Source organism: Duganella rhizosphaerae (genome assembly GCF_040364205.1).
Lineage (GTDB): Bacteria > Pseudomonadota > Gammaproteobacteria > Burkholderiales > Burkholderiaceae_D > Rugamonas > Rugamonas rhizosphaerae.
Genome location: NZ_BPWK01000003.1, coordinates 528,152 through 550,667 on the forward strand (window position 1 = coordinate 528,152; position 22,516 = coordinate 550,667).

General features: G+C 63.6%; 16 protein-coding genes and 1 tRNA gene. 14 read left to right on the forward strand and 3 right to left on the reverse strand.

Translation table 11 applies throughout. The features are described from left to right. Positions 1 to 8: 8 nt before the first annotated feature. On the reverse strand, positions 9 to 1,115 hold the full coding sequence (gene ada, locus RUGAMON1_RS09675) for a bifunctional DNA-binding transcriptional regulator/O6-methylguanine-DNA methyltransferase Ada (protein ID WP_445230304.1): 1,107 nt from the start codon (positions 1,113 to 1,115) through the stop codon (positions 9 to 11). A 98-nt stretch (positions 1,116 to 1,213) separates the two neighbouring features. Between ada and hutC the strand changes: the two genes are divergently transcribed. From hutC to RUGAMON1_RS09715, 8 genes are all read left to right on the forward strand, one after another. Continuing rightward, entirely contained in the window at positions 1,214 to 1,990 is a 777-nt protein-coding gene (hutC, locus tag RUGAMON1_RS09680; protein WP_445230305.1) for a histidine utilization transcriptional repressor HutC, read from the forward strand. 101 nt (positions 1,991 to 2,091) lie between these two features. Continuing rightward, a complete protein-coding gene (locus RUGAMON1_RS09685; RefSeq protein ID WP_445230306.1) occupies positions 2,092 to 6,387 on the forward strand; it encodes a PAS domain S-box protein in 4,296 nt (1,431 codons plus the stop codon). A gap of 15 nt (positions 6,388 to 6,402) precedes the next feature. Then, entirely contained in the window at positions 6,403 to 6,819 is a 417-nt protein-coding gene (locus RUGAMON1_RS09690; protein WP_445230307.1) for a response regulator, read from the forward strand. Positions 6,820 to 7,038: 219 nt separating this feature from the next. Continuing rightward, on the forward strand, positions 7,039 to 7,365 hold the full coding sequence (trxA, locus tag RUGAMON1_RS09695; protein ID WP_020701014.1) for a thioredoxin TrxA: 327 nt from the start codon (positions 7,039 to 7,041) through the stop codon (positions 7,363 to 7,365). A gap of 121 nt (positions 7,366 to 7,486) precedes the next feature. Next, complete coding sequence (gene rho / locus RUGAMON1_RS09700; protein ID WP_116991848.1) at positions 7,487 to 8,749, forward strand: transcription termination factor Rho; 1,263 nt, start codon at positions 7,487 to 7,489, stop codon at positions 8,747 to 8,749. A gap of 178 nt (positions 8,750 to 8,927) precedes the next feature. Beyond that, positions 8,928 to 9,197 carry a type B 50S ribosomal protein L31 gene (locus RUGAMON1_RS09705; RefSeq protein ID WP_116991849.1) on the forward strand — a complete coding sequence of 90 codons (270 nt, stop codon included), beginning with the start codon at positions 8,928 to 8,930 and terminating at the stop codon, positions 9,195 to 9,197. 102 nt (positions 9,198 to 9,299) lie between these two features. After that, positions 9,300 to 11,024 carry an ArnT family glycosyltransferase gene (locus RUGAMON1_RS09710; RefSeq protein ID WP_445230308.1) on the forward strand — a complete coding sequence of 575 codons (1,725 nt, stop codon included), beginning with the start codon at positions 9,300 to 9,302 and terminating at the stop codon, positions 11,022 to 11,024. Positions 11,025 to 11,098: 74 nt separating this feature from the next. Further along, positions 11,099 to 11,824, forward strand: a complete 726-nt coding sequence (locus tag RUGAMON1_RS09715; protein WP_445230309.1) for a substrate-binding periplasmic protein — start codon at positions 11,099 to 11,101, stop codon at positions 11,822 to 11,824. Positions 11,825 to 11,833: 9 nt separating this feature from the next. Here the strand turns inward: RUGAMON1_RS09715 and RUGAMON1_RS09720 are convergent, their stop codons facing one another. After that, on the reverse strand, positions 11,834 to 12,241 hold the full coding sequence (locus RUGAMON1_RS09720) for a hypothetical protein (protein WP_445230310.1): 408 nt from the start codon (positions 12,239 to 12,241) through the stop codon (positions 11,834 to 11,836). A gap of 60 nt (positions 12,242 to 12,301) precedes the next feature. After that, entirely contained in the window at positions 12,302 to 12,685 is a 384-nt protein-coding gene (locus tag RUGAMON1_RS09725; protein ID WP_445230311.1) for a gel scht, read from the reverse strand. Between the two features lie 365 nt (positions 12,686 to 13,050). On the opposite strand from RUGAMON1_RS09725, the gene RUGAMON1_RS09730 reads away from it, so the two are divergent. From RUGAMON1_RS09730 to RUGAMON1_RS09755, 6 genes are all read left to right on the forward strand, one after another. Then, a complete protein-coding gene (locus RUGAMON1_RS09730; RefSeq protein WP_445230312.1) occupies positions 13,051 to 14,967 on the forward strand; it encodes an AAA family ATPase in 1,917 nt (638 codons plus the stop codon). Between the two features lie 58 nt (positions 14,968 to 15,025). Beyond that, a tRNA-Leu gene (locus RUGAMON1_RS09735) sits at positions 15,026 to 15,110 on the forward strand. A 180-nt stretch (positions 15,111 to 15,290) separates the two neighbouring features. Continuing rightward, positions 15,291 to 16,496: a tyrosine-type recombinase/integrase gene (locus RUGAMON1_RS09740; RefSeq protein ID WP_445230313.1), complete on the forward strand. Its 1,206-nt coding sequence runs from the start codon at positions 15,291 to 15,293 to the stop codon at positions 16,494 to 16,496. A gap of 144 nt (positions 16,497 to 16,640) precedes the next feature. Beyond that, a complete protein-coding gene (locus tag RUGAMON1_RS09745) occupies positions 16,641 to 19,688 on the forward strand; it encodes a type VI secretion system Vgr family protein (protein WP_445230314.1) in 3,048 nt (1,015 codons plus the stop codon). After that, a complete protein-coding gene (locus RUGAMON1_RS09750; RefSeq protein ID WP_445230315.1) occupies positions 19,685 to 21,889 on the forward strand; it encodes a hypothetical protein in 2,205 nt (734 codons plus the stop codon). Before RUGAMON1_RS09745 ends, RUGAMON1_RS09750 begins: the two co-directional genes overlap by 4 nt. Continuing rightward, positions 21,870 to 22,415 carry a hypothetical protein gene (locus RUGAMON1_RS09755; RefSeq protein WP_445230316.1) on the forward strand — a complete coding sequence of 182 codons (546 nt, stop codon included), beginning with the start codon at positions 21,870 to 21,872 and terminating at the stop codon, positions 22,413 to 22,415. Before RUGAMON1_RS09750 ends, RUGAMON1_RS09755 begins: the two co-directional genes overlap by 20 nt. Positions 22,416 to 22,516 lie beyond the last annotated feature (101 nt).

Sequence of the window (22,516 nt, forward strand, 5' to 3'; positions counted from 1 at the left end):
TTCACCTTTCATTTGCCCGCCTCCCGGTCCAGCAGCGCGGCCTTGCGGTCCACGCCCCAGCGGTAGCCGGAGAGCGCACCGTCGTTGCGCACCACGCGGTGACACGGTATCGCCACCGCCAGCGCGTTCGCCGCGCAGGCCCCGGCCACCGCCCGCGCGCCCTTGGGCGAGCCGACCAGCGCCGCCAGTTCCGCATAGCTGACCGTGCGCCCGGCCGGGATCTCGCGCAGCACCTGCCACACGCGCTGCTGGAAGGCGGTGCCGCGCACATCGAGCGGCAGGTCGAGGCCGATCTCCGGCCGCTCCACCATGCCGACCACGCGCGACACCACCTGTTCGTATTCCGGCTCGGCGCCGATCAGCTCCGCCTTCGGGAAGCGGTCCTGCAGATCGCGCACCAGCACATCGGGATCGTCGTCGATCAGGATCGCGCAGATGCCCTGCTCCGTGCTGGCCACCAGGATCGCGCCCAGCGAACAGGCGCCGATGGCGAAGCGGATCTGCGCGCCGCGTCCGCCGTTGCGGAAGGCGGTCGGCGTCATGCCCAGCACCGACGGCGACTGCGCATAGAACCGCCCGCTGGAGTTGTAGCCGGCCGCGTACATCGCGTCGGTCACCGTGGCCTGCTGCGCCAGCCCGTCCTGCATGCGGCGCGCCCGCTGGGCGTTGGCGTAGGCCTTGGGCGTAATCCCCGTCACCGCCTTGAACATGCGGTGGAAATGGAAGCGGCTCACGCCCACCGCCGTCGCCAGGCTGTCCAGGTCCGGCGCGCTCTCGGCGTCGGCGGCGGCGGCGTCGATCAGGCGGCAGGCCTGCGCCACGATGGCGGCCTGGCGCTCGGCAAGCGGCGGCTGGTCCGGCTTGCAGCGCAGGCAGGGACGAAAGCCCGCCTGCTCGGCCGCCTCGCGGCTGTCGTGGAAGGCCACGTTCTTGCGCAGCGCCGGCCGCGCCCCGCACGACGGCTTGCAGTACACGCCGGTGCTGCGCACCGAATACCAGAACTCGCCGTCGGCGCCGGCGTCGCGCTGCCGCACGGCGGCCCAGCGCAGCTCATCGCCCTGGTAGGCGGTGCGCGTCACTTCTTTGTTTGCTGTCTTGCCCATCTCAGACTCCATGATCGGATAAGGAATGCAGCCATCCTATCCAGCGCCGCGCCGCGACGCACTCCGGCTCTTGCTTTTGAATTGTAGATTGTACGTCGGGCCGGCAGCCGATGCTAAAATGCCCACTTGCCGCCAGCCTGGCGCGCCCTCGGAGAAACCGTTTGGACGACGAACAAGCCCTGCAAGACAGTACCCCCATATTCCAGCGCATCAAGGACTACCTGGTGGCGCAGATCGCCGCCGGCACCTGGAAGGAAGGCGACGTGATCCCGTCCGAGCAGGCGCTGGTCAAGCAGTTCGGCGTGTCGCGCATGACCGTCAACCGCGCCGTGCGCGAGCTCACCGCCGACCAGATCCTGACCCGCCGCCAGGGCTCCGGCACCTATGTCGCCCAGCAGAAGTACCAGGCCACGCTGCTGGAGATCAAATCCATCGCCGACGAGATCCGCGCCCGCGGCCACGCCCACCGCAGCAGCCTGCAGCAGCTGGAGCGGGTCAAGGCCAGCGAATTGATGGCCAAGCAGTTCGAGCTGCCGGCCGGCCATCCGCTGTTCCATTCGGTGATCGTGCACTTCGAGAACGGCGTGCCGATCCAGGTCGAGGACCGCTGGGCCAATCCGCTGTGCGCGCCGGACTACATGGAGCAGGACTACGCCGCCATCACGCCCAACGAATACCTGATGAAGGCGGCCCCGCTGCAGGGCGCCAGCTACAGCATCGAAGCGCTGGCCGCCCCGCGCGACATCGCCGAGATGCTGGCCATCGACACCAAACAAGCCTGCCTGGTGCTCAAGCGCCAGACCCGTTCCAACGGCCAGGTCGCCTCGATCGCCACCATGTGGCACCCCGGCCACCGCTACCAGTTCGCCGGCAGCTTCGCGCAATAAGGCATTGCTTACAACTTAGTCGACTAAAGCCCAACCTTCGATGCTATAGTTGCCCGGCCATAGCGAAATAAGTAATGCCTTGCGGATTGAAAGGGAAGCTCTTGTCGCACCGCCGTCCCAGGTCCGGCCGGACCCTCTTCTGGCGCCGTCTGCCACGCAGCCTGACGGCCGCCGCGCTCGTGCTGGCCTGCGGCCTCGATGGCGCGCAGGCGGCGGAAAAGGTCAGCATCCAGCTCAAATGGACGCACCAGTTCCAGTTCGCCGGCTACTACGCGGCGCAGGACCAGGGCTACTACCGCGACGTCGGCCTCGACGTCACGCTGCTCGAGGCGCGCCCCGGCAACGATCCGACCCAGTCCGTGCTCGACGGCCGCGCCCAGTACGGCGTCGGCAACACCTCGCTGCTGGTGGCGCGCGGACGCGGCCAGCCGGTGGTGGCGCTGGCCTCGATCTTCCAGCACTCGGCCAGCGCGCTGCTGGTGCGGCACGGCGCCGAGGGCCAGCCGCGCCCCTGGCCCGGCAGCCGCGTGATGCTGGCGCCGAACAACGAGGAATTGATCGTCTTCCTGAAAAAGCAGCGCGTGCGCCTCGACAGCCTGGTCCAGGCGCCGCACAGCTACAACATCGAAGACCTGCTCGAAGGCCGGACCGACGCCATGTCGATCTACGTCACCGAGGCGCCGTACCTGCTCGAACGCGCCAGCGTCGGCTACGAAATCCTGTCGCCGCGCATGCTGGGCGACGATTTTTACGGCGACACGCTCTACACCACCGAAAGCGAACTGCGCGAACATCCGCTGCGCGCCCAGGCGCTGCGCGACGCCACGCTGCGCGGCTGGCGCTACGCGATGGCGCATCCGGGCGAGATCGCCGACCTGATACGGGCCCGCTATCCCGAGCGCCACAGCCGCGAGCACCTGATGTACGAGGCCCAGCACATCGCGCCGCTGCTGGAGCAGGGCTTGATCGAACTCGGTTACAGCAACCCCGAACGCTGGCAAGCCATCGCCCGCGCCTACATCGAGCAGGGCATGCTGCCGGCCGACTTCAAGCTGGACGGCTTCCTGTACCAACCGCAGGCCAGCGACCGCCTGCTGCGCTACACCGGCGCGCTGGCGGCGACGCTGCTGCTGCTGTTGACGGCGGCCGGCCTGTGGCGCCTGCGGCGGCAGGCGGCGGCGCTGCGGACGGCGCGCGCGGAACTGGGCGACGCCGAACGCATCGCCAGCTTCGCGCTCGAGAGCACCGGCGAAGGCATGTGGGAATGGCGGCTCGACACCGGCGTGCTGGTGCTGTCGCCGCGCTACGGCGCGCTGCTGGGCTACGGCGCCGGCGAATTCACGCCGACGCTGGAACAGTGGCTGGTCCACGTGCACCCGGACGACCAAGCGCGCGTCGAGCGCACCATCCAGGACTGCCTGGTCAGCACCTCGGAACTGAACAACCAGATCTTCAGCGAACACCGCATGCGCACCAAGGACGGCGGCTGGATCTGGGTGCTGGCGCGCGGCATGATCGTCGAGCGCGACGCCGCCGGCCGGCCGCTGCGCGCCACCGGCACCATGGCCGACATCAGCGAGCGCGCCGCCGCCGAGGAGGCGCGCATGTGCGCCGTGGTCGACGCCACGCCGGGCGCCATGCTGATCGCCGACAAGAGCGGCCGGGTGCGCTACGCCAATCCGGCCTGCGCCCGCAGCTTCGGCTACGCCGGCACGATGGCCGGGCGCTCGGTCGAGCAGCTGGCGCCGGAGGCCATGCGCAGCAACGGCCGCACGCGCGAGCTGTTCTCGCGCCCCAACCTGCCGGGCCGGGTGCTGAGCGCGATCCGCGCCGACGGCGGCAGCTTCCCGGCGATGGTGCACATCGCGCCGGTGATGCTGGCCGGGCAGGAGCTGGTGGTGATGGCGCTGCGCGACATGACCCAGCGCCAGCGCGCCGAGGAAGCGCTGCACGCCAGCTCCGAGCGCTACCGCCTGATCGTGCAGACCGCCGCCGAGGGCATCTGGATGACCGGCGCCGACGACCGCACCAGCTTCGTCAACCCCACCATGGCGCGCATGCTGGACTACGACGTCGAACAGATGCTGGGCCGCGCCATGACCGACTTCATGGACGACGACGGCCACGCGCTGCTCAAGCAGCACCTGCAGCGGCGCCTGGCCGGCGAAGCCTGCCAGGGCGACGTCTGCTTCCTGCGGCGCGACGGCAGCGTGGTGTGGTGTTTGCTGTCGACCACCGTCATCAACTCCGACGCCGGCCACTACGCCGGCACGCTGGCGATGCTGACCGATATCACCGAACGGCGCCGCGCCGACAGCGCGCTGCGCAGCTCCAGCCAGCGGCTGGCGTCGATCTTCAACGCCGTCACCAACGGCCTGGTGATGATCAACGGCGACGGCTATATCCTGGAAAGCAACGCCGCCGCCGCGCAGATGCTGGCGCACTCGCTGGCGCACACGCTGGAGGTCGACGGCGGCCGCCTGTGGCGCGGCGTGCGCGAGGACGGCTCGCCGTTCGACGTCGCCAGCCATCCGGTGCAGCAGGCCATCGTCACCGGCGTCTCGGTGCGCGACGTGGTGATGGGCGTGAGCCAGGCCAACGGCGAGGTGCACTGGCTATCGGTCAACGCCGAGCCGATACGCGACGAACGCGGCATGGTGCCGCTGGTGGTGGCCAGCCTGACCGACATCACCGACCGCAAGCGCGGCGAAGACCAGTTGCGCGAACTGAACGAACACCTCGAGGAGCGGGTGGCGATCCGCACCGATGAACTGAACCAGGCCCGCATGCTGGCCGAGGAAGCCAGCCAGACCAAGGGCCAGTTCCTGGCCAATATGAGCCACGAGATCCGCACGCCGATGAACGGCGTGATCGGCATGGCCTACCTGGCGCTGAAGACCGACCTCGATCCGCGCCAGCGCGACTACCTGGAAAAGATCCGCTTCGCCGGCGAGCACCTGCTGGGCATCATCGACGACATCCTCGACATCTCCAAGATCGAGGCGGGCAAGCTGGAGATCGAGCAAGTCGACTTCGCGCTCGACCACGTGATCCAGACCCTGACCACGGTGGTGGCGCCGAAGGCGGCCAGCCGCGACCTGGAGCTGGTGTTCGACCTCGACCCCACGCTGCCCAAGGTGCTGCGCGGCGATCCGCTGCGCCTGGGCCAGGTGCTGATCAACTACACCAACAACGCCATCAAGTTCAGCGAGAAGGGCCGGATCGAGGTGCGGGTGCGCCAGGTGGTGGGCGACGCCAACGGCTGCCTGCTGCGCTTCGAAGTGAGCGACTGCGGCATCGGCCTGTCGGAAGCCGAGATCGACAAGCTGTTCCAGTCGTTCCAGCAGGCCGACACCTCGACCACGCGCGAATACGGCGGCACCGGCCTCGGCCTGGCTATCTGCAAGCAGCTGGCGCAGCTGATGGGCGGCGACGTCGGCGTGCGCAGCCGGCCCGGCCTGGGCAGCACCTTCTGGTTCACCGCGCGATTGGGTATCAGCAGCGCCACGGTGCCGGCGCTGATCGACCGCGTCAAGGACGCCGCCGCCGAGCTGCTGGCCTCCTCGCGCAGCGCGGCGGTGATGGCGGCGCTGAAGAACGCCCGCATCCTGCTGGTCGAGGACAACACCTTCAACCAGCAGATCGCGCTGGAGATGCTGGAGGAAGTCGGCTCCTCGGTGTGCCTGGCGGCCAACGGCATGGAGGCGCTGGAGCTGCTGCGCCAGACCGTGTTCGACTGCGTGCTGATGGACGTGCAGATGCCGCTGATGGACGGCCTGGAGACCACGCGCCGCATCCGCGCCGACCCCAGCCTGGCCGACATGCGGGTGCTGGCGATGACCGCCACCGCCACCAACGAAGACCGGGTGCGCTGCATCGAGGCCGGCATGGACGACTTCATCTCCAAGCCGATCCAGCCGGCGCTGATGTACCAGACCATCGCCAACTGGCTGCCCGAACGCAGCGACGACGCCCCGCGCGCGGCGCCGGCGCTGGCCGCGCGGCCGCTGTTCAAGACCACGCTGGGCGGCGACCCGGCGGTGATCGACCTGTCGATCCTGGCCAAGCTGCTGGGCTATCATCCGCACAAGGTGCGCAAGTTCGCCTTCAAGTTCCTGCAGAACACCCAGGAAGGCCTGGGCCAGATGGAGCGGGCGCTGCAACGGGGCGACCTGGCGCGGGTGCGCGAGCTGGGCCACCGCCTGAAGTCGCCCGCGCGCACCGTCGGCGCGCTGGGCATGGGCGAGCTGATGCTGGAGATCGAGCAGCTGCCGGCCGACGCCCCGCCCGAGCGGGCGGCGCAGCGCGCGCAGGCCATCCTGACGCAGCTGTGGCCGCTGCTGGAACAGATCACCGAACAAATCATGACCAACACCACTTTCGCCGACGATAACTAGGTAGGGCAACACATCATGCGGGTATTGCTGCTGGATGACGACAAGTTCATGCTGGAGGTGCTGGCCGACATGATCGCCGGCCTCGGTGCGCACGAGGTGCTGTGCGAGACCGACGGCCGCCGCGCGCTGGTGGAGCTGCGCCTGCGCCCGCCGGAGTTGCTGATTTGCGACTTGAGCATGCCGGTGATGGACGGCATCGACTTCCTGCGCCTGGCCGCGGCGCAGCAATACCGCGGCTGCGTGGTGCTGTTGTCGGGCGTGGACGGCGCCGTGCTGAAGACCGCGGCCCGCCTGGCCGAGGCGCAGGGACTGGCCATGCTGGACGCCTGCGCCAAGCCGCTGGCGAGCGACACGCTGGCCGCGCTGATGGCCCGCGCCGCCAGCCGCTGCCCGGCCCGGCCCGGGCCGGTGCTTGACAACAATGGCAAATAGTTTAGATGGTTTTGACAATCTGCCGCACATTTCTAAAAAATGGGTTATTATTTACGCCATCCCCGCCTGCCGACCTTGTTGCCATCCCTTCCAAGACATTGAATTCGCGCAATTGGCCACCATCTGCTGCCTGTAACCGGCAACGTTGACGGCGATTGCAGACAACATGGCATAATCCCCAGGCGTTATTGACCCCAACAGACCTCGATAGAGGAATATATGAGCGAAAATATCAAACACATCACCGACAGTTCTTTTGACGCCGACGTCCTGAAATCCGACCGCCCGGTGCTGGTCGACTTCTGGGCCGAGTGGTGCGGTCCTTGCAAGAGCATCGCCCCGATCCTGGAAGAAGTGGCCAAGGAATACGACGGCAAGATCCTGATCGCCAAGATGGACGTCGACGCCAACCAGGCAGTGCCTGCCAAGTTCGGCATCCGCGGCATCCCGACCCTGATCCTGTTCAAGAACGGCGTCGCCGCCGCTCAAAAGGTTGGCGCCATGGCAAAAGGCCAGTTGACCTCTTTCATCGACAGCAATATCTAAGTAAGATAGTATTAGGCTGCAAAAAACGGCGCCGCGCCCGCGACGCCGTTTAATAACTTAGAGACAACCACGCAGTTCCCTCCCCTACCTTTACTTTCCCGTCACGGGACACTCAACACATATGCATCTATCTGAATTAAAGGCCCTACACGTCTCGGCATTGCTGGAGATGGCCATCGGTCTTGATATCGACAACGCGGCGCGTCTGCGCAAACAGGAACTGATGTTTGCGATCCTGAAAAAGCGCGCGAAATCCGGTGAACAGATCTTCGGCGACGGCGCCCTGGAAGTGCTGCCGGACGGCTTCGGCTTCCTGCGCTCGCCCGACGCCAGCTACATGGCGTCCACCGACGACATCTACATTTCCCCATCGCAGATCCGCCGCTTCAACCTGCACACCGGCGATTCGATCGAGGGCGAAGTGCGTACCCCCAAAGATGGCGAGCGCTACTTCGCGCTGGTCAAGGTCGACAAGGTCAACGGCGAATCGCCGGAAGCCTCGAAGCACCGCATATTGTTTGAGAACCTGACGCCGCTGCACCCGAACGAGCCGCTGCGCCTGGAACGTGACATCAACGGCACCGAAAACATCACCGGCCGCATCATCGACCTGATCGCGCCGATCGGCAAGGGCCAGCGCGGCCTGCTGGTGGCGTCGCCCAAATCGGGCAAGTCGGTGATCCTGCAGCACATCGCGCATGCGATCACCGCCAACCATCCCGACTGCACGCTGATCGTGCTGCTGATCGACGAACGTCCGGAAGAAGTGACCGAGATGCAACGCTCGGTGCGCGGCGAAGTGGTCGCCTCGACCTTCGACGAACCGGCCACCCGCCACGTGCAGGTCGCCGAGATGGTGCTGGAAAAAGCCAAGCGCCTGGTCGAAATGAAGAAGGACGTGATCATCCTGCTGGATTCGATCACCCGCCTGGCGCGCGCCTACAACACCGTGATCCCTGCCTCCGGCAAGGTGCTGACCGGCGGTGTGGACGCCAACGCGCTGCAACGTCCCAAGCGCTTCTTCGGCGCCGCCCGCAACATCGAGGAAGGCGGCTCGCTGACCATCATCGCCACCGCGCTGATCGAAACCGGTTCGCGCATGGACGACGTGATCTACGAAGAATTCAAGGGTACCGGCAATATGGAGGTGCACCTGGAGCGCCGCCTGGCCGAGAAGCGCGTATACCCGGCGATCAACCTGAACAAATCGGGCACCCGCCGCGAAGAACTGCTGATCAAGCCGGACCAGCTGCAGAAGATCTGGATCCTGCGCAAGCTGCTGTACTCGATGGACGAGATCGAAGCGATGGAGTTCATCCTCGACAAGATGAAGGCCACCAAGAACAACGGTGAGTTCTTCGACATGATGAGGCGTGGTGGTTAATTAACCCCGCAGCAATCATGCAAAACAGGCAACCAGCACGGTTGCCTGTTTGCGTTAACGCCGGTATAATCGCCGATCGCATTAACTTTAACTCTGGCAAGTGAGCGGCAATCGGGTCAAGAAGCGGGACCGACCGACGAAGTGCTGTTTGGCTACCTAACTAACCGAAGGCTTCAAAATGAAACCAGAAATCCATCCAGAATACCGCGAAGTTGTGTTCCACGACCTGTCGTGCGACTTCAAATTCGTCACCCGTTCGACCATCCAGACCCGCGAAAAGATCGAGCACAACGGTAAAGAATACCCGCTGATCAAGATCGAGGTTTCGGCTGAATCGCACCCGTTCTACACCGGCAAGCACAAAATCGTCGACACCGCTGGCCGCGTTGAGAAATTCCGCCAGAAATTCGGCGCAGTTGGCTCGAAGACCCAAGTCGCACAAGGCTGATTTTCGCCGCGATGAACAAAAAAGCAGCCTCTGGCTGCTTTTTTTGTTTGTTCGAGCGTTTTCCTTCATACTCCCGTTCACCTCTCACTTGCACACCGATCGATGAAGCCTGTCCGTCTTCCCGCCGCCGCTACCCTGGCACTGCCGCGCTGGGCGCTGTTCGCCCTGGGCCTGCTGTACATCCTGCCTGGCCTGATCGGCCGCGACCCGTGGAAGAACGACGACGCCGCCAGCTTCGGCATCATGTGGACCATGGCCCACGGCACTTGGCAGGACTGGCTGTGGCCCAACATCGCCGGTCTGTCGATGCCGGACGAAGGCCCGCTGGCGTTCTGGCTGGGCGCGCTCGGCATCAAGTTGTTTGGCTGGCTGCTGGGCGAGGTGCTGGCGGCCCGCGTCGGCACCGTCGGCGTGTTCCTGCTGGGCGTGCTGTCGCTGTGGTACGCCACCTTTAATTTAGGGCGCCGCCAGGACGCGCAGCCGCTGCGCCTGGCCTTCGGCGGCCAGCCCGAACCGGACGACTTCGGCCGCACCCTGGCCGACGCCGCCGTGCTGCTCTACCTCGGCTGCCTGGGCCTGCTGCTGCACAGCCACGAGACCACCTCGGAGGCGCTGCAAGTGTCGCTGGTGGCGCTGCTGCTGTACCGCACCGTGCGCTACGTGGAAGGCCCGTCGCTGCGCAACGCCGCCCTCAGCGGCCTGGCGGTCGGCCTGCTGACCTTGACGCGCGGCTGGGTCACGCCGGTGTTCCTCATGCTGGCCCTGTTCGCCTGCACCCGCTTCCTCGACCAGCCGGCCATCCGCGCGATGCGCGACCTCGGCGCCACCATCGCCGTCGGCGGCGCCGTCGCCGCGCTGTGGCTGCTGCCGGCGCAACTGCTGCAACCCTACCACCAGCTGCCGCTGAACGCCTGGCTGGCCTGGAACCTCAACCTGTTCGACCTGCCGAGCGCGCTGTCGCTCAAATTCTTCCTGCGCGTCGGCGTCTGGTTCTTCTGGCCGGCGTGGCCGTTCGCCGGCTGGGCCGTGTGGGCCTGGCGCCGCCAGCGCCGCGCGCTGCACATCGTGGTGCCGCTGGCCTTCGTCACCATGGGCGCGCTGCTGACCTTGTTCAACGGCCAGCCCGAGCAGGGACAACTGCTGGTGCTGCTGCCGCCGCTGGCCATCATGGCCGCGTTCGGCCTGCTGACGATGAAGCGCGGCGCCATCAACGCCATCGACTGGTTCTCGGTGATGGCGCTGACCTTGTGCGCGGCCGTGATCTGGCTGTTCTGGATCGCCAAGCTGACCGGCTGGCCGGCCAAGGCCGCCAAGAACGCGCTCAAGCTGGTGCCGGGCTTCCATCCCGAGCTGGGCTGGATCGCGCTGCTGGTGGCGCTGGCCGCCACCGCCGGCTGGTTCGCGCTGGTGCACTGGCGCATCTCGCGCCAGCCGGCCGTGCTGTGGCGCGCCGTGGTGCTGTCGTCCGGCGGCCTGATCCTGATCTGGATTTTGCTGATGACCTTGTTCCTGCCGGACGTCAATTACAGCAAGAGCTACGCCAGCGTGGCGCACCAGATCGCCGACAAGCTGCCGGCCGGCGCGCGCTGCATCGAAACCAATGTCGGCCCGGCCCAGCGCGCCTCGTTCGCGTACTACGCCCAGCTGCCGTTTGCCGGCGTCGAAGGCGGCCACTGCGACCTGCTGCTGCTGCAAGACAGCATCAAGCTGCGCGACGAGCGCGAGATCCCGGCGCGCTACCGCGACCAGCAATGGCGCCTGCTGTGGGAAGGCCGGCGTCCGGCCGACCGCGACGAGCGTTTCCGTTTGTACCGCCGCGCCGACTAGGATCATCGGCGGGCGGGCGCGTTGCCGCCCGCTGCGCATTGCTGCTATGCTTGAATCAAGAAAGCGGCCAGCCTATGCGAATTATTCTCCTGTCATTATTACTTGCGGCGGCCGGCGGCGCCGGCGCCGCGTCGTTGACGCTGGTGACCGAGCACGCGCCGCCCGCCAGCATGCAGGGACAGGAAGGCGTGACCGGCCGCGAGACCGACAAGGTGCGCGAAATGATGGCCCGCACCGGCACCGTCTACACCGTCGAGCTGCTGCCGTGGAAACGCGCCTTCTTGATGGCGCAACAACAGCCGGGCACCTGCGTGTACTCGACCTCGCGCACCGAAGAGCGCGAAAAACTGTTCAAATGGATAGGACCGACCGACGAGGCCGAATGGGTGCTGTGGGGGCGCGCCGATCACGAGTTCCCGCTGAAGACGCTGGAGGATGCGCGCCATCTGCGCATCGGCACCTACATCGGCGATGCGCGCGACGAGTATCTGCGCAGCCGCGGTTTTCATGTCGAGCCGGTCAGCAACGACCTGGCCAACCCGCAGAAGGTGCTGCTCAAACGCATAGATCTGTGGGCCGTAGGCATGCGCAATGGCAGCCCTGGGCCGAACCAGTACGACTGGGCAAACAAGGTGGTGCCGCTGCTGGTGTTCAACCGGGTCAAGGTTTATCTGGCCTGTAACCCCTCAGTGCCGGATGAACTGGTCGCCCAGCTCAACGCGGCACTGGCTGAGATGCGGCGCGACGGCACCATGACGCGCCTGGAACGGAAGTACGAACACTGGACCCTGCCCAAATAAAACCCGCCATCAGCGCTTGGCCATGACGATGGTGTTGGCCGGCAGCTGGGCCGTCATCGGCAGGCGCTCGTAGTTGCTGACGGTGAGGGAATCGCCCTGGTCGTCGAACACCATGCGCGAACCGTTGCGGGTGATGAATTCCGCCGGACCCACCGCAAAGATCTCCACCCGCGCCTGGCCCTTGATCTCAGTGTAGAAGCGGCCGACCTGGCGCGTGAAGCGCATGGTGTCGCCGTTGCTGAGCTGGTAGGAGGACTGATAGTCGAGGAACTGCTGCGGCTCCATATGGTAGCGCGCCGCGCTGATCTTCACGCTTTCGCTGGCGACCTCGGCGGAGGCGGAGGCCGGCGCGGCGGAAGCGGCGGCGGCGATGGACAAAGCGGCGGCTACAGCCAGGCTCAACAGAGTGGTTTTCATGGTCTTGCTCCAGTCAATTTTTAGGGTGGGCGGCTTGCCCGATATGCCAGCTTGCCGGGCTTAACGGCGGGCCATGACGATGGTGTCGCCGGTGGCCTGGGCCAGCGGCAGGCGGCCGAAGTTGGCCACACCGACGCTCTCGGCCTCATCGCTGAATTCAAAGCGGGTGCCGGCGTTGCTGACGAACTGGTCCTTGGCGATCGGGAAGATTTCCACCCGGTCGCCCTTGTCGAGCTGGGCGTAGAAGTGGGCCTGGCGCTGGCTGAATTTCAGGATCTGGCCGTTGGTCAACTGATACGAATTTTTGTAGTCGGCGAAGTCTTCCTGCATCATGTGAAAACGGCCGTGGCCGCCTTTGATCTGCACGCTGGTGTCGTCCGCGTGGGCGGCTGGCATGGCGGCGAAGGCAAGAGCGGCGACGACGCCGAAGAGAGTGGTTTTCATGGTGTGCTCCGTAAGATTATTGAGTCGTTAAAACTGCCGGGGAGCCACCGCTGCATTTTTCGGATCAGCGGTAGACAGGTGCAGATTAACAAAGACTTCGCGCAAGATCAGGCGTATGCGACGAGCGGTAAATCCGCGTGCGCCAAGCGTAAAAAAACGCGATGAACGGCGGCCGCGCCGGCGCTGTTGCAAGCCGCGCCTTTCTTTCTGCTGAGTTGATACAAACTTCCACAGTCCAGCTATATTGGGGGCAACACACGGCAGCGCCCCGCCTCGCGCGCCGGCCACCGCAGCCTCGGCTGCCGCGCCCCATCCTTGCGCTCCAGCCCGATATCAGCCGCACCGCCTTAGCCCGGATAGCATTCATGAATACTTGGTACAAATTGCAAGCCGCCCTGCGCAACAACTATGTGCGCGCGGGGCTGGCCCTGTTGGCCGTCGCCGTGGCGATCTTGTTCAGCTGGCGCGCCGACGTGCCGCAAGATCCGCAGCCGGTGCTGCGCTCGCAGGACATCGCGCAAATCACCGCGCTGCCGGGCCAGCGCCAGCGGCTGGAATACCTGCTGGTGGCGGCGCCGCTGTCGGATGCGCCGCGCTATGTGTTCAAGCTGCGCGGCGATCCGCTGCTGTATGTGGTCAAAGTGCCGGCCACCACGCACCTGAGCCTGGAGCGCGAAGTGCTGCTGCGGCACAACCTGCCGTATGCCATCGCGCGCGACGACTACCTGGCCTCGCACCGCGCGGTGCTGCAGGATGAGGACGACAGCAAACTGGCGCGCGCCGGCGGCTGGCTGCGGCGCCACGCGGTCGATCTGCTGCTGCTCGGCCTGGTGCTGTTCGTGCTGCGCAACGGCCTGCCCGGCAGCGGCGTGGCGGCCGCCGTGCTGACCCCGGACCAGCTGAGCGGCAGCATGGACGACCTGATCGGCATGGAGGATATTAAGCAGGAAGTGTTACACCTTGAAGACATGATCCGCAACCGCGCGGTGTATCGCGAGCACGATATCGACAAGCCCTTCAATGTCATGCTGACCGGACCGGCCGGCACCGGCAAGACCAAGCTGGCCGGCTACCTGGCCAAGCGCCTGAACGTGCCGCTGATCCAGGCCTCGGCTTCGGCGCTGGAGTCCGGCTACATCGGCGGTGGCGCCAAGGCCTTGCATACTTTACATCGCAAGGCTTGCGCGCGCGGCAGCTGCATCATCTTCCTCGACGAAGCCCAGGGCTTGTTCATGCCGCGCGGACGCGGCGACAAGAAATGGGAGGACGACACCGCCAACACGCTGCTGGGCCTGCTTGACGGCGTGCGCAGCGACCAGGGCGCGGGCGTGATCTGGGTGGTCGCCTCCAACTTCGACGACGCCAGCTCGGCGATGGACGAAGCGATGCTGCGCCGCTTCTCGGTCAAGATCAATTTCCGCCTGCCCAACAAGGCCGAGCGCGGCGCACTGCTGCGCGCCTTCCTGGCGCGCAAGGCCGACGGCTGCGTGGCCTGGGACCGGCTCGACCTCGACCAGGTGGCCGAGATCACCGCCAATCTCAGTCCGGCGCTGCTGCAGACCGTGGTGGACCGCGCCAGCATGATCGCCATCCAGGAACAGGCGGCCATCGACACCGGACTGATGTTCCGCGCCTTCGAGCGCGCCACCATCGGCCTGACCGACCGCGCCACCAGCGCCGAAAAGACGCGCCAGCGCGAACGCGTGGCGCTGCACGAGCTGGGCCACTTCTTCATGCAGATCGACCCGTGGCTGCGCCAGGGCTTGACGCTGGCGCAGGTCAAGGAGCGCTCGCCGCTGCTCAAGATCAGCACCGAGTCGGTGTCCAAGCTGGGCGCGCTGGGCTATGTGCTGTCGGCCTCGGACGACGTCGCCCTGCGCACGCTCGAAGAGCTGGAGCGCGACGTGATCCAGCTGTACGGCGGCGTCGCCGCCGAGGAACTGTTCTACGGCGCGCGCGGCATTTCGGTCGGCAGCCAGAACGACATCCAGAAAGCCACGTCCATGCTGGACATGATGGTCAACCAGCTGTCGATGTATTCGCGCTCCAAGCTGGACTACAGCCAGTTTAAGCACCGGGAGCGCGAGCTCGACCAGGTGCAGGCCAAGGCCGACGAGCTGTACACCTACACGCTGCAGGCGATCGCCGACTATCGCGGCGCGATCAGCGAGCTGAAGGAGGTGCTGATGGACCAGTACGTGCTGTCCAAGGACGCCATCTTCGCGCTGCTGGAGCAGCAGCGCGACCGGCAACCGGCCGCCGCCAACCTTGCACAAATATAAAAATTCCGCGCCATGGCTTGCGGCCCGCAGGCAAATCAGTGATAATGCGGGTCGCGTTGCCGGGATGGCGGAATAGGTAGACGCACGGGACTCAAAATCCCGCGCCGCAAGGCGTGCCGGTTCGATTCCGGCTCCCGGCACCAACAGTTACACTCAAAGCAACTCGCAGTATCTCAGAACCCGCCCATCTCCCTATGACGGCGGGTTTTTTATTGGCTCAGCCTGTCGCTTGACAAATCGCATACATTCTTAAATTTGACGGTATGTCGCCCGGTACTTTTGCTAGAGTACCGAGAAATACCGTCACACGACGGGAGGCGGCGATGGCGCTCACGGACACTTTCATAAAGGCCCTGAAGCTCACCAAAGGGACCACGGACAAGTACACGGACGGGGAAGGCATGTATCTCCTCGTCAATTCAGCCGGTAAATACTGGCGCATGGATTATCGGTTTCTCGACCGACGCAAGACGCTGGCCCTCGGCGTCTATCCCCACACCACCCTGGCCAAGGCCCGGCAGAAACGCGCCGACGCCAAGGTTCAACTCGCAGAGGGCATCGACCCGGGCGCCGTCAAACGCCTCGAAAAGCTGCAGCGCTCCGAAATCGCCAATCAAACGTTTGAGTCCGTCGCCCGCACCTGGCTGAAAAAGACCAAGGCCAGCCGCGCAGACAGCACCCAGGAAAAAATCACCGGCTGGTTGGAAGGCAACGCATTTCCCTACATCGGGCGACTCCCCATCTCTGCAATCAAGCCGCGTGACGTACTTCTGACCGTTCAACGTATGGAAGCGCGCGGCGCAGTCGAGTCCGCACATCGCGTGCGACAAGTCTGCGGTCAGGTATTTCGGTTCGCCGTCGCCAGCGGCTTCATAGAGCGCGATGTCACCGCAGACCTTAAAGGAGCCCTCGCCACGCCCAGGAAGGGCAACTATGCGGCCATCACAGAGCCCAAGGAAGTAGCGGGCCTCATGCGCTCGATATATGGCTACAACGGCCATCCCTACGCCGCAGCGGCCCTCAAGTTAGCCGCGCTGCTGTTTGTGCGTCCAGGAGAACTGCGGGCGGCCGAATGGACCGAATTTGATTTTGATACGGCCCTATGGCGCATCCCAGGCTCGAAGATGAAGATGAAAGTGGACCATATCGTCCCCCTGTCCACACAGGCGCAAACAATACTCCAAGAGCTCGAACCCATGACCGGCCATGGGACGTTCGTTTTCCCCAGCATCCGCACCGACGATCGCTGCATGAGCGAAAACACCGTCAATGCCGCATTGCGCAGTATGGGGTACACAAAAGAAGTCATGACAGGCCACGGCTTCCGGGCGATGGCACGAACCATTCTCGATGAAGTGCTTGGTGAGCGCGTCGATCTCATCGAACACCAACTGGCGCACGCGGTCATTGACCCCAACGGGCGAGCCTATAACCGCACTGCTCACCTGCCTGCCAGAAAACAAATGATGCAGCGCTGGGCTAATTACTTGGATGATCTTCGGGATGCGACTCTGGAAAAGCAGAGATAACGGTTTTCCGGGACCGAACTTCCCACAATGCTTTAAAGTCATGACGCCTCGGCGGCATACGATTCAATTGAATCACTCTTGCTCGAAATGAACTTCTGAGGTGTAATGCGGGGTCAAATCATAGCAAATCAACAACCCCGCCCCATGTTAGATATCCTCACTAGTTTTACTCAAGAAACCCGTCTGCTACGCCTGAGCACACCGCTGGGGGCGGACGCGCTGGTGGTCGAATGCCTGCGCGGCGAAGAAGGCGTCAGCCAGTGCTACGCACTGCATGTGACAGTTCTGTCGAGTAGTGCCGATATTCCGCTGAAGTCGCTGCTGGGCCAGCCGGCGTTGCTTGAACTCGATACCGCGCTGGTCGGCGGGCCGCGCTATTTCCATGGCCATATCACCGACGTCGCCCTGCTGGGCGCCGACGGCGGCTTGGCGCGCTATGCGCTCACCATCGGCCCGTGGTACAGCTTCCTGCGCCATGGCCGCGACAGCCGCGTGTTCCAGGACAAGAACGTCCTCGACATCCTGTCGGCGCTATTTCAAAGCTGGGAGAGCGTGGGCAAGCTGGTGCCGGAATGGCGTTTCGACGTGCAGGACCCGGGCATCTATCCGGTGCGCTCGCTGACCTGTCAGTATCAGGAATCCAACCTCGATTTCGCCGAACGGCTGATGCGTGAAGAGGGCCTGTTCTATTACTTTGAACACAGCGGAGCGCCGGACAGCGAGAGCTTCGGCAGCCACGTCATGGTGATCGCCGACCATAACGGCAGCTTCCGGCCGAATGCGCAGCCGGTGGTGCGCTTCAGCCAGCCCGGTGCCGTGATGCGCGAAGACAGCATGGACCGCTGGCGTATCGAGGCCCGCTGGACGCCGGACACGCTGGAAGTGTCCAGCTGGGATTACCGCAGCAACAACACGCGTCCGGTCGGCGCGGCCGGCGCGGTGATCGGCGGGCAGTCGCACAGCAGCCGCGACACGCCGGGCGCCTACGCCTACCAGTCGCGCGAGCACGGCCAGCGCATCGCCGACCAGCAGTTGCAGGCGCTGGAGGTGACGCGCGAAACCCATGTTGGCGCGGGCACGGTGCGCACGCTGGCGCCCGGCACGACCTTCACGCTAACCGGCCAGGCCCAGCTCGACCTGGCGGCCGGCGACAGCGAGCGCACCTTTGTCGCCCTGCGCGTGCTGCATCTGGTGCACAACAACCTGAGCACGGACATCAAGCACCAGGTCAGCGGCCTGCTGGGGCTGAGCGCGCTGGCGCAGACCATCGCCAAGGAGCAGTCCGGCAGCCTGCACGCGGTGGGCCAGGACAAGGGCGAGCGTCCGCTGTACCGCAACCGCGTCGACGCCATCCGCAGCAGCGTGCCTTACCGCAGCAGCGATGTCGACGGCCATGGCCGCGTACTGCACCCCAAGCCCACCGTGCGCGGCCAGCAAACCGCCGTGGTGGTGGGACCGGCCGGCGCGGTCATCCACACCGACCGCGACCATCGCATCAAGGTGCAGTTCCACTGGCAGCGCGGCGGCCAGAGCCACAGTCGCCTGAACCATCCGGCGCCGGACGGCCACACCGGCGCGCCCGGCGACGACCAGGCCGGCACATGGGTGCGCATCGCCACCTCGCTGGCGGCGGTGGCCGGCGCCAACTGGGGGGCGGTGGCGGTGCCGCGCATCGGCAGCGAAGTGCTGATCGATTTCATCGACGGCAATATCGACCGGCCGGTGGTGATCGGCAGTGTCTACAACGGCAGGGGCCAGGACGACGCCCAGCACAATCAGGTCAGCCAGGGCGCCGGCGCGGCGACCGGCAATGCGCCGGCCTGGTTCCCCGGCGACGGCGGCGCGCATGCGCATCCGGCGGTGCTGTCGGGCATCAAGTCGCAGGCCATGGCCAGCAGCCAGGGCGGCAGCGGCGCCTACAGCCAGATGGTGTTCGACGATACGCCGGGCGAGCCGCGCGTGGCGTTGCAGCGGCATGCGGCGGCGTATCTGGGCACCGATGAATTGAATCTAGGCCACCTGCGTCATCAGACCGATAACCAGCGCCTGCAGACGGCAGGCTTCGGCGCCGAGCTGAAGACGGAACACAGCGCCGCGCTGCGCGCCGGCCAGGGCATGCTGCTGTCGACCGACGCCCGCAACGGCGGCAGCGGTCAGCAGTTGGACAGCCGCGAGGCGCGGGCGCAGATCGATGCAGCCCGGCAGTTGCAGCAGAGCGTGGCCGAAACGGCACAGAAGCATAACGTCAAGATGAAGGACAGCAAGGGCGCCGATGAACCCGCAGCGGAGAAGTTGCCGGCGATCGCGGCCATGGCCGATGCGGCCAAGGTCGTGGCCGGCGCGCAGGTGGGCGGTGGCGGCGATGCGGGTGGTGCCGGGCAGGTGACGGCGTACAGCGAGCCGCATCTGCAATTGTCCAGCCCCGCCGGCATCGCGGCCACCACGCCGGCCAGCGCGATCGTGCGCGCGGGCGGGACGTCGAGTATCAGCGCCGGGCAGGATGTGAACTTCGCGGCGCAGGGCAACAGCATGCATCTGGTGAAGGACGGCATCAGCCTGTTCACCTATGGCAAAGCCAGCAGCGCGGACAAGCCGAACCAGGAAACCGGCATTAAATTGCATGCGGCCAGCGGCAAGGTCAGCGTGCAGAGCCAGTCGGACGTTACCAAGGTTACGGTGGACAAGCTGATCACCGTGGCCAGCGTGAGCAAGAGCGTGACCGTGGCGGCCAAGGAGCATGTGATGCTGACGGCGCAGGGGGCGTTCCTCAAGCTGGAGGGCGGCAACATCATGATCCACGGGCCGGGGACGATGACGTTCAAGGCGTCGATGAAGGAGTTGACGGGCCCCTCGGGCGTGCGTCCGCAGTTGCCACGTTTACCAGTTCCGCAAGACTGGCCCGGTGTGCATAGCCAGCAGGTGAATATCGCCAATTTTATTGGCGTCGATACACTGACGACTGAGGCGCTCGCTCAGGTGCCTTATTCCGTCAGAGACGAGAGCGGTTCAAGAATCGCCAGCGGAGTCACCAGTCACGCCGGAGACACGCAACGTATTTTCACGAAAGAGCAGGAAATGATCGATTTATTTATAGGAGACGGCGATTGGCGCGTATTTGTGGATGTCAAGCATGCCGCCCCTCGCCCAGCTCAATTTGGAGATAGCACGCCTCCAACTGGAGAACCTGTATGAGTGAAGAAAACCCCGTTTTAATAGAGCCTGTCGATCAGCGGCCCCTGCCTGTGGCAGCCCCTGAAGACGCTGCAACTAATGTTCGTCCGATTGGTAGCGATACGCCCGTGCAATCGCGCCCGCCCGAGGCGAGCGAAGCCGCGCCCGGCAATATCCCGGATAAAGAACCTGAACTCGCCGAAGGCAGCACTCCGAAGACGGCAGCAAGCGTTGATTCATCCCCCTCTCCCGAGGAGGAAAAGCCGAATGCCGACGAAGATGGCACGGTCAGTTTGAACTTGGCGATTCTGGACTTCGCCGGAGAGCCTATATCGGGACTGAAATATCGAATAATTGTCGGCAAAGAGGCCTACAACGGCACGACCTGCAGCAAGGGCAACGCCACTCAGATATCGGGTCTGGAGCCGTATCAGCCGATCGAAATATTGGTGCGCAAGGCAAGCGGAGAATTTGTCTCGAAATACAAGGGCTACACGGAGTGCGCGGACATGAATATGTGCGCGGTTAGTCCCCATATCAAAGTCGCCTTGCAAACCGATCTACACGAAGGTGAGCCGGGGCCTGCTACCGAGATGCCCTCCGCGTCTGCCCCCGTAGCACCGGCCGCAGCGACGCCGGTGGCGCCGCCAGAAGTGAAGGCGCCGCCCGCTCCCCCGGTCATTGCGCCTGTTGCGCCGCCTGCTGGCCAAATTGCTGGCGGCGGCAAGCCTGCCAGTAAGGAACCGACATCCTGCCGGAATGAAGCCGGCCATCCGCATGCTTCGCTGAAGGAAAGAACGGCAGACTGGGCGAAACGCCATCAAATTCCAACGTTTGGCTTATGGAGCTGGGATGATTTCAAGTCCGGCGCCACCGGCTGCACAAAGCCTGCCGTCGGCCCGGCTGCTGCGCCCAGCCCGCCGGGCAGGCCGACGCCATCCACAGCGGCGCCGCAGTCCCCTAAAGCGGCGTTAAGCGCTCCGCCCAACGTCCGTAATGCAACGCAGGCACCTCCTGATGAAATCAAGAAGTTGGTGGATATCATGGAAGAGCAAACTACCTGGCAATGGAAGCAGATGTTTGAAACTGACAAATATACCTCTGCTGGAATCAAGGTCGCAATCCTTAATAAAACCTTTACTCCTCGATTGGGCAAGGAGGTTACTATATTCAACGGACGTTGCTATCCAGCTGTGAAGATTGGGCTGTGGCGGTCGGGATTGGTCACTGGGTACGGCGATGATATTCCTGCCAAGGGCGCGGGAAAATGGTTGCTGGCCCAGGGATTCAAGGATGTTACGAGTACGGTACCGGACGCTAGATGGGCTCTTCCTGGTGATATCGTGGTCTACCGCTACCCAGATGAGGTGGAAGAAAAGAATCGCAAAGCTGTTGAGACGGCTCAAAAAAAATACACTGCAGATAAAGCTGCTTATGATTTGCAAAAAGCTGCGTTTGCACAAGATATGAGCAAGTGGGAGGCTGAGGTTACCCGACATGCACAAGACCGCGCGGAAGCAAAAAGGAACAAGAAAAAATATGACGGAGGGGTTGAACCAAAGAAACCTAAATTAGGCCCGGAGCCCCGGCCTCCCAACGATGCCAATTACGGGCATATTGATGTTCGTACGTATGATGCCTACATCAGTGATGCAAAACAGTCGAGGCTTCCAGATGCCTCTCGCTTCGTAACGACTGGAATTTTCCGTAAAGTTGCCGATGCGTTGCCGGATTTGCGGCTGAGAGCGTTTCTTAAGGTGATTCGCGAGTTTGAATGCCACGAGGAGGCAGACGATGCGAAGAGATATTTCATGACTGCCACGCCGATCAACGGCGTACGGCGGTTTACGGATGTTGCCACGCACCCCTTTGAATTTGAGGCGAATAAACAGGGAACGCCAGCTGGTGCCTATCAGATTATTTTCAAGACATACAAAGGCTTCACGGCTTCGCGTTGGGGAATAGGAACAGGATTTTCCCCATTGCAACAGGATCGGATTGCTGTGGCATTGTTGGAAAATAGTCCCCAAGGGAACGCCTTAGCGCTGATTCGCAAAGGTGAAATAGCCAAAGCGGTATCATGTCTTACCCTGACTTGGTCTAGCTTGCCAGGTGGAAGCCAAACTCGTAAAGAAAAGCGTGGGGGCAGCTATTACACCTACACTATGAATGATTTAATTGCTCGATATGAAAGTTTTTTAAATGAACAAATTAGCCATTAATTTGACTGGCCGTTGTGAGCGAGTTTTCTTCTTGTTGATCGCGCTATCTGGCGCTGGCAGCGCCGTCGCGGAAACCCATCCTGAGATATCTGATGCGGTATGCAAAACCATCAAAAATGAGAAAGGCCCGAGTGCCTTCCTATTGGATGAGCATGGTGTTATTAGCAAAGGTCCTATCGATTTTGGGCGCTATCCATACAAGTACAGCCATCAGGATTTTTATACGATATGGACTAGCTATAAGTTAATTGTTACACCGGCTCGAATCAAAATCGAGTCGTGCCCTAACGGATGTTTGGAGCTTAAAAAAATTAAGTCGATATGCCCGATGTCGTCTACTTATCAAATTGGCTTCTCGTCGCTGGATAAACCTAGTAACGTTAATGATAAAACTTGGCTTCCATGGAAAGTAGATGTGACTTCGGGATTTCTAAACGTTGAAGATCCACAATCGTTATATCCGATTGATTTGAAGTACAATTTTGATAGACGTGTTCGCGGCGAAATTTATGATGCCGCCAAGTAAGTTTTAGGGATGTCTGTTGTCGCCTGCATGGAATTGATCAAAATGGCCGAAATTCGATGATCCATCGAGACATGAGGCGCGCGCCAAGCAAGCTGTATCCA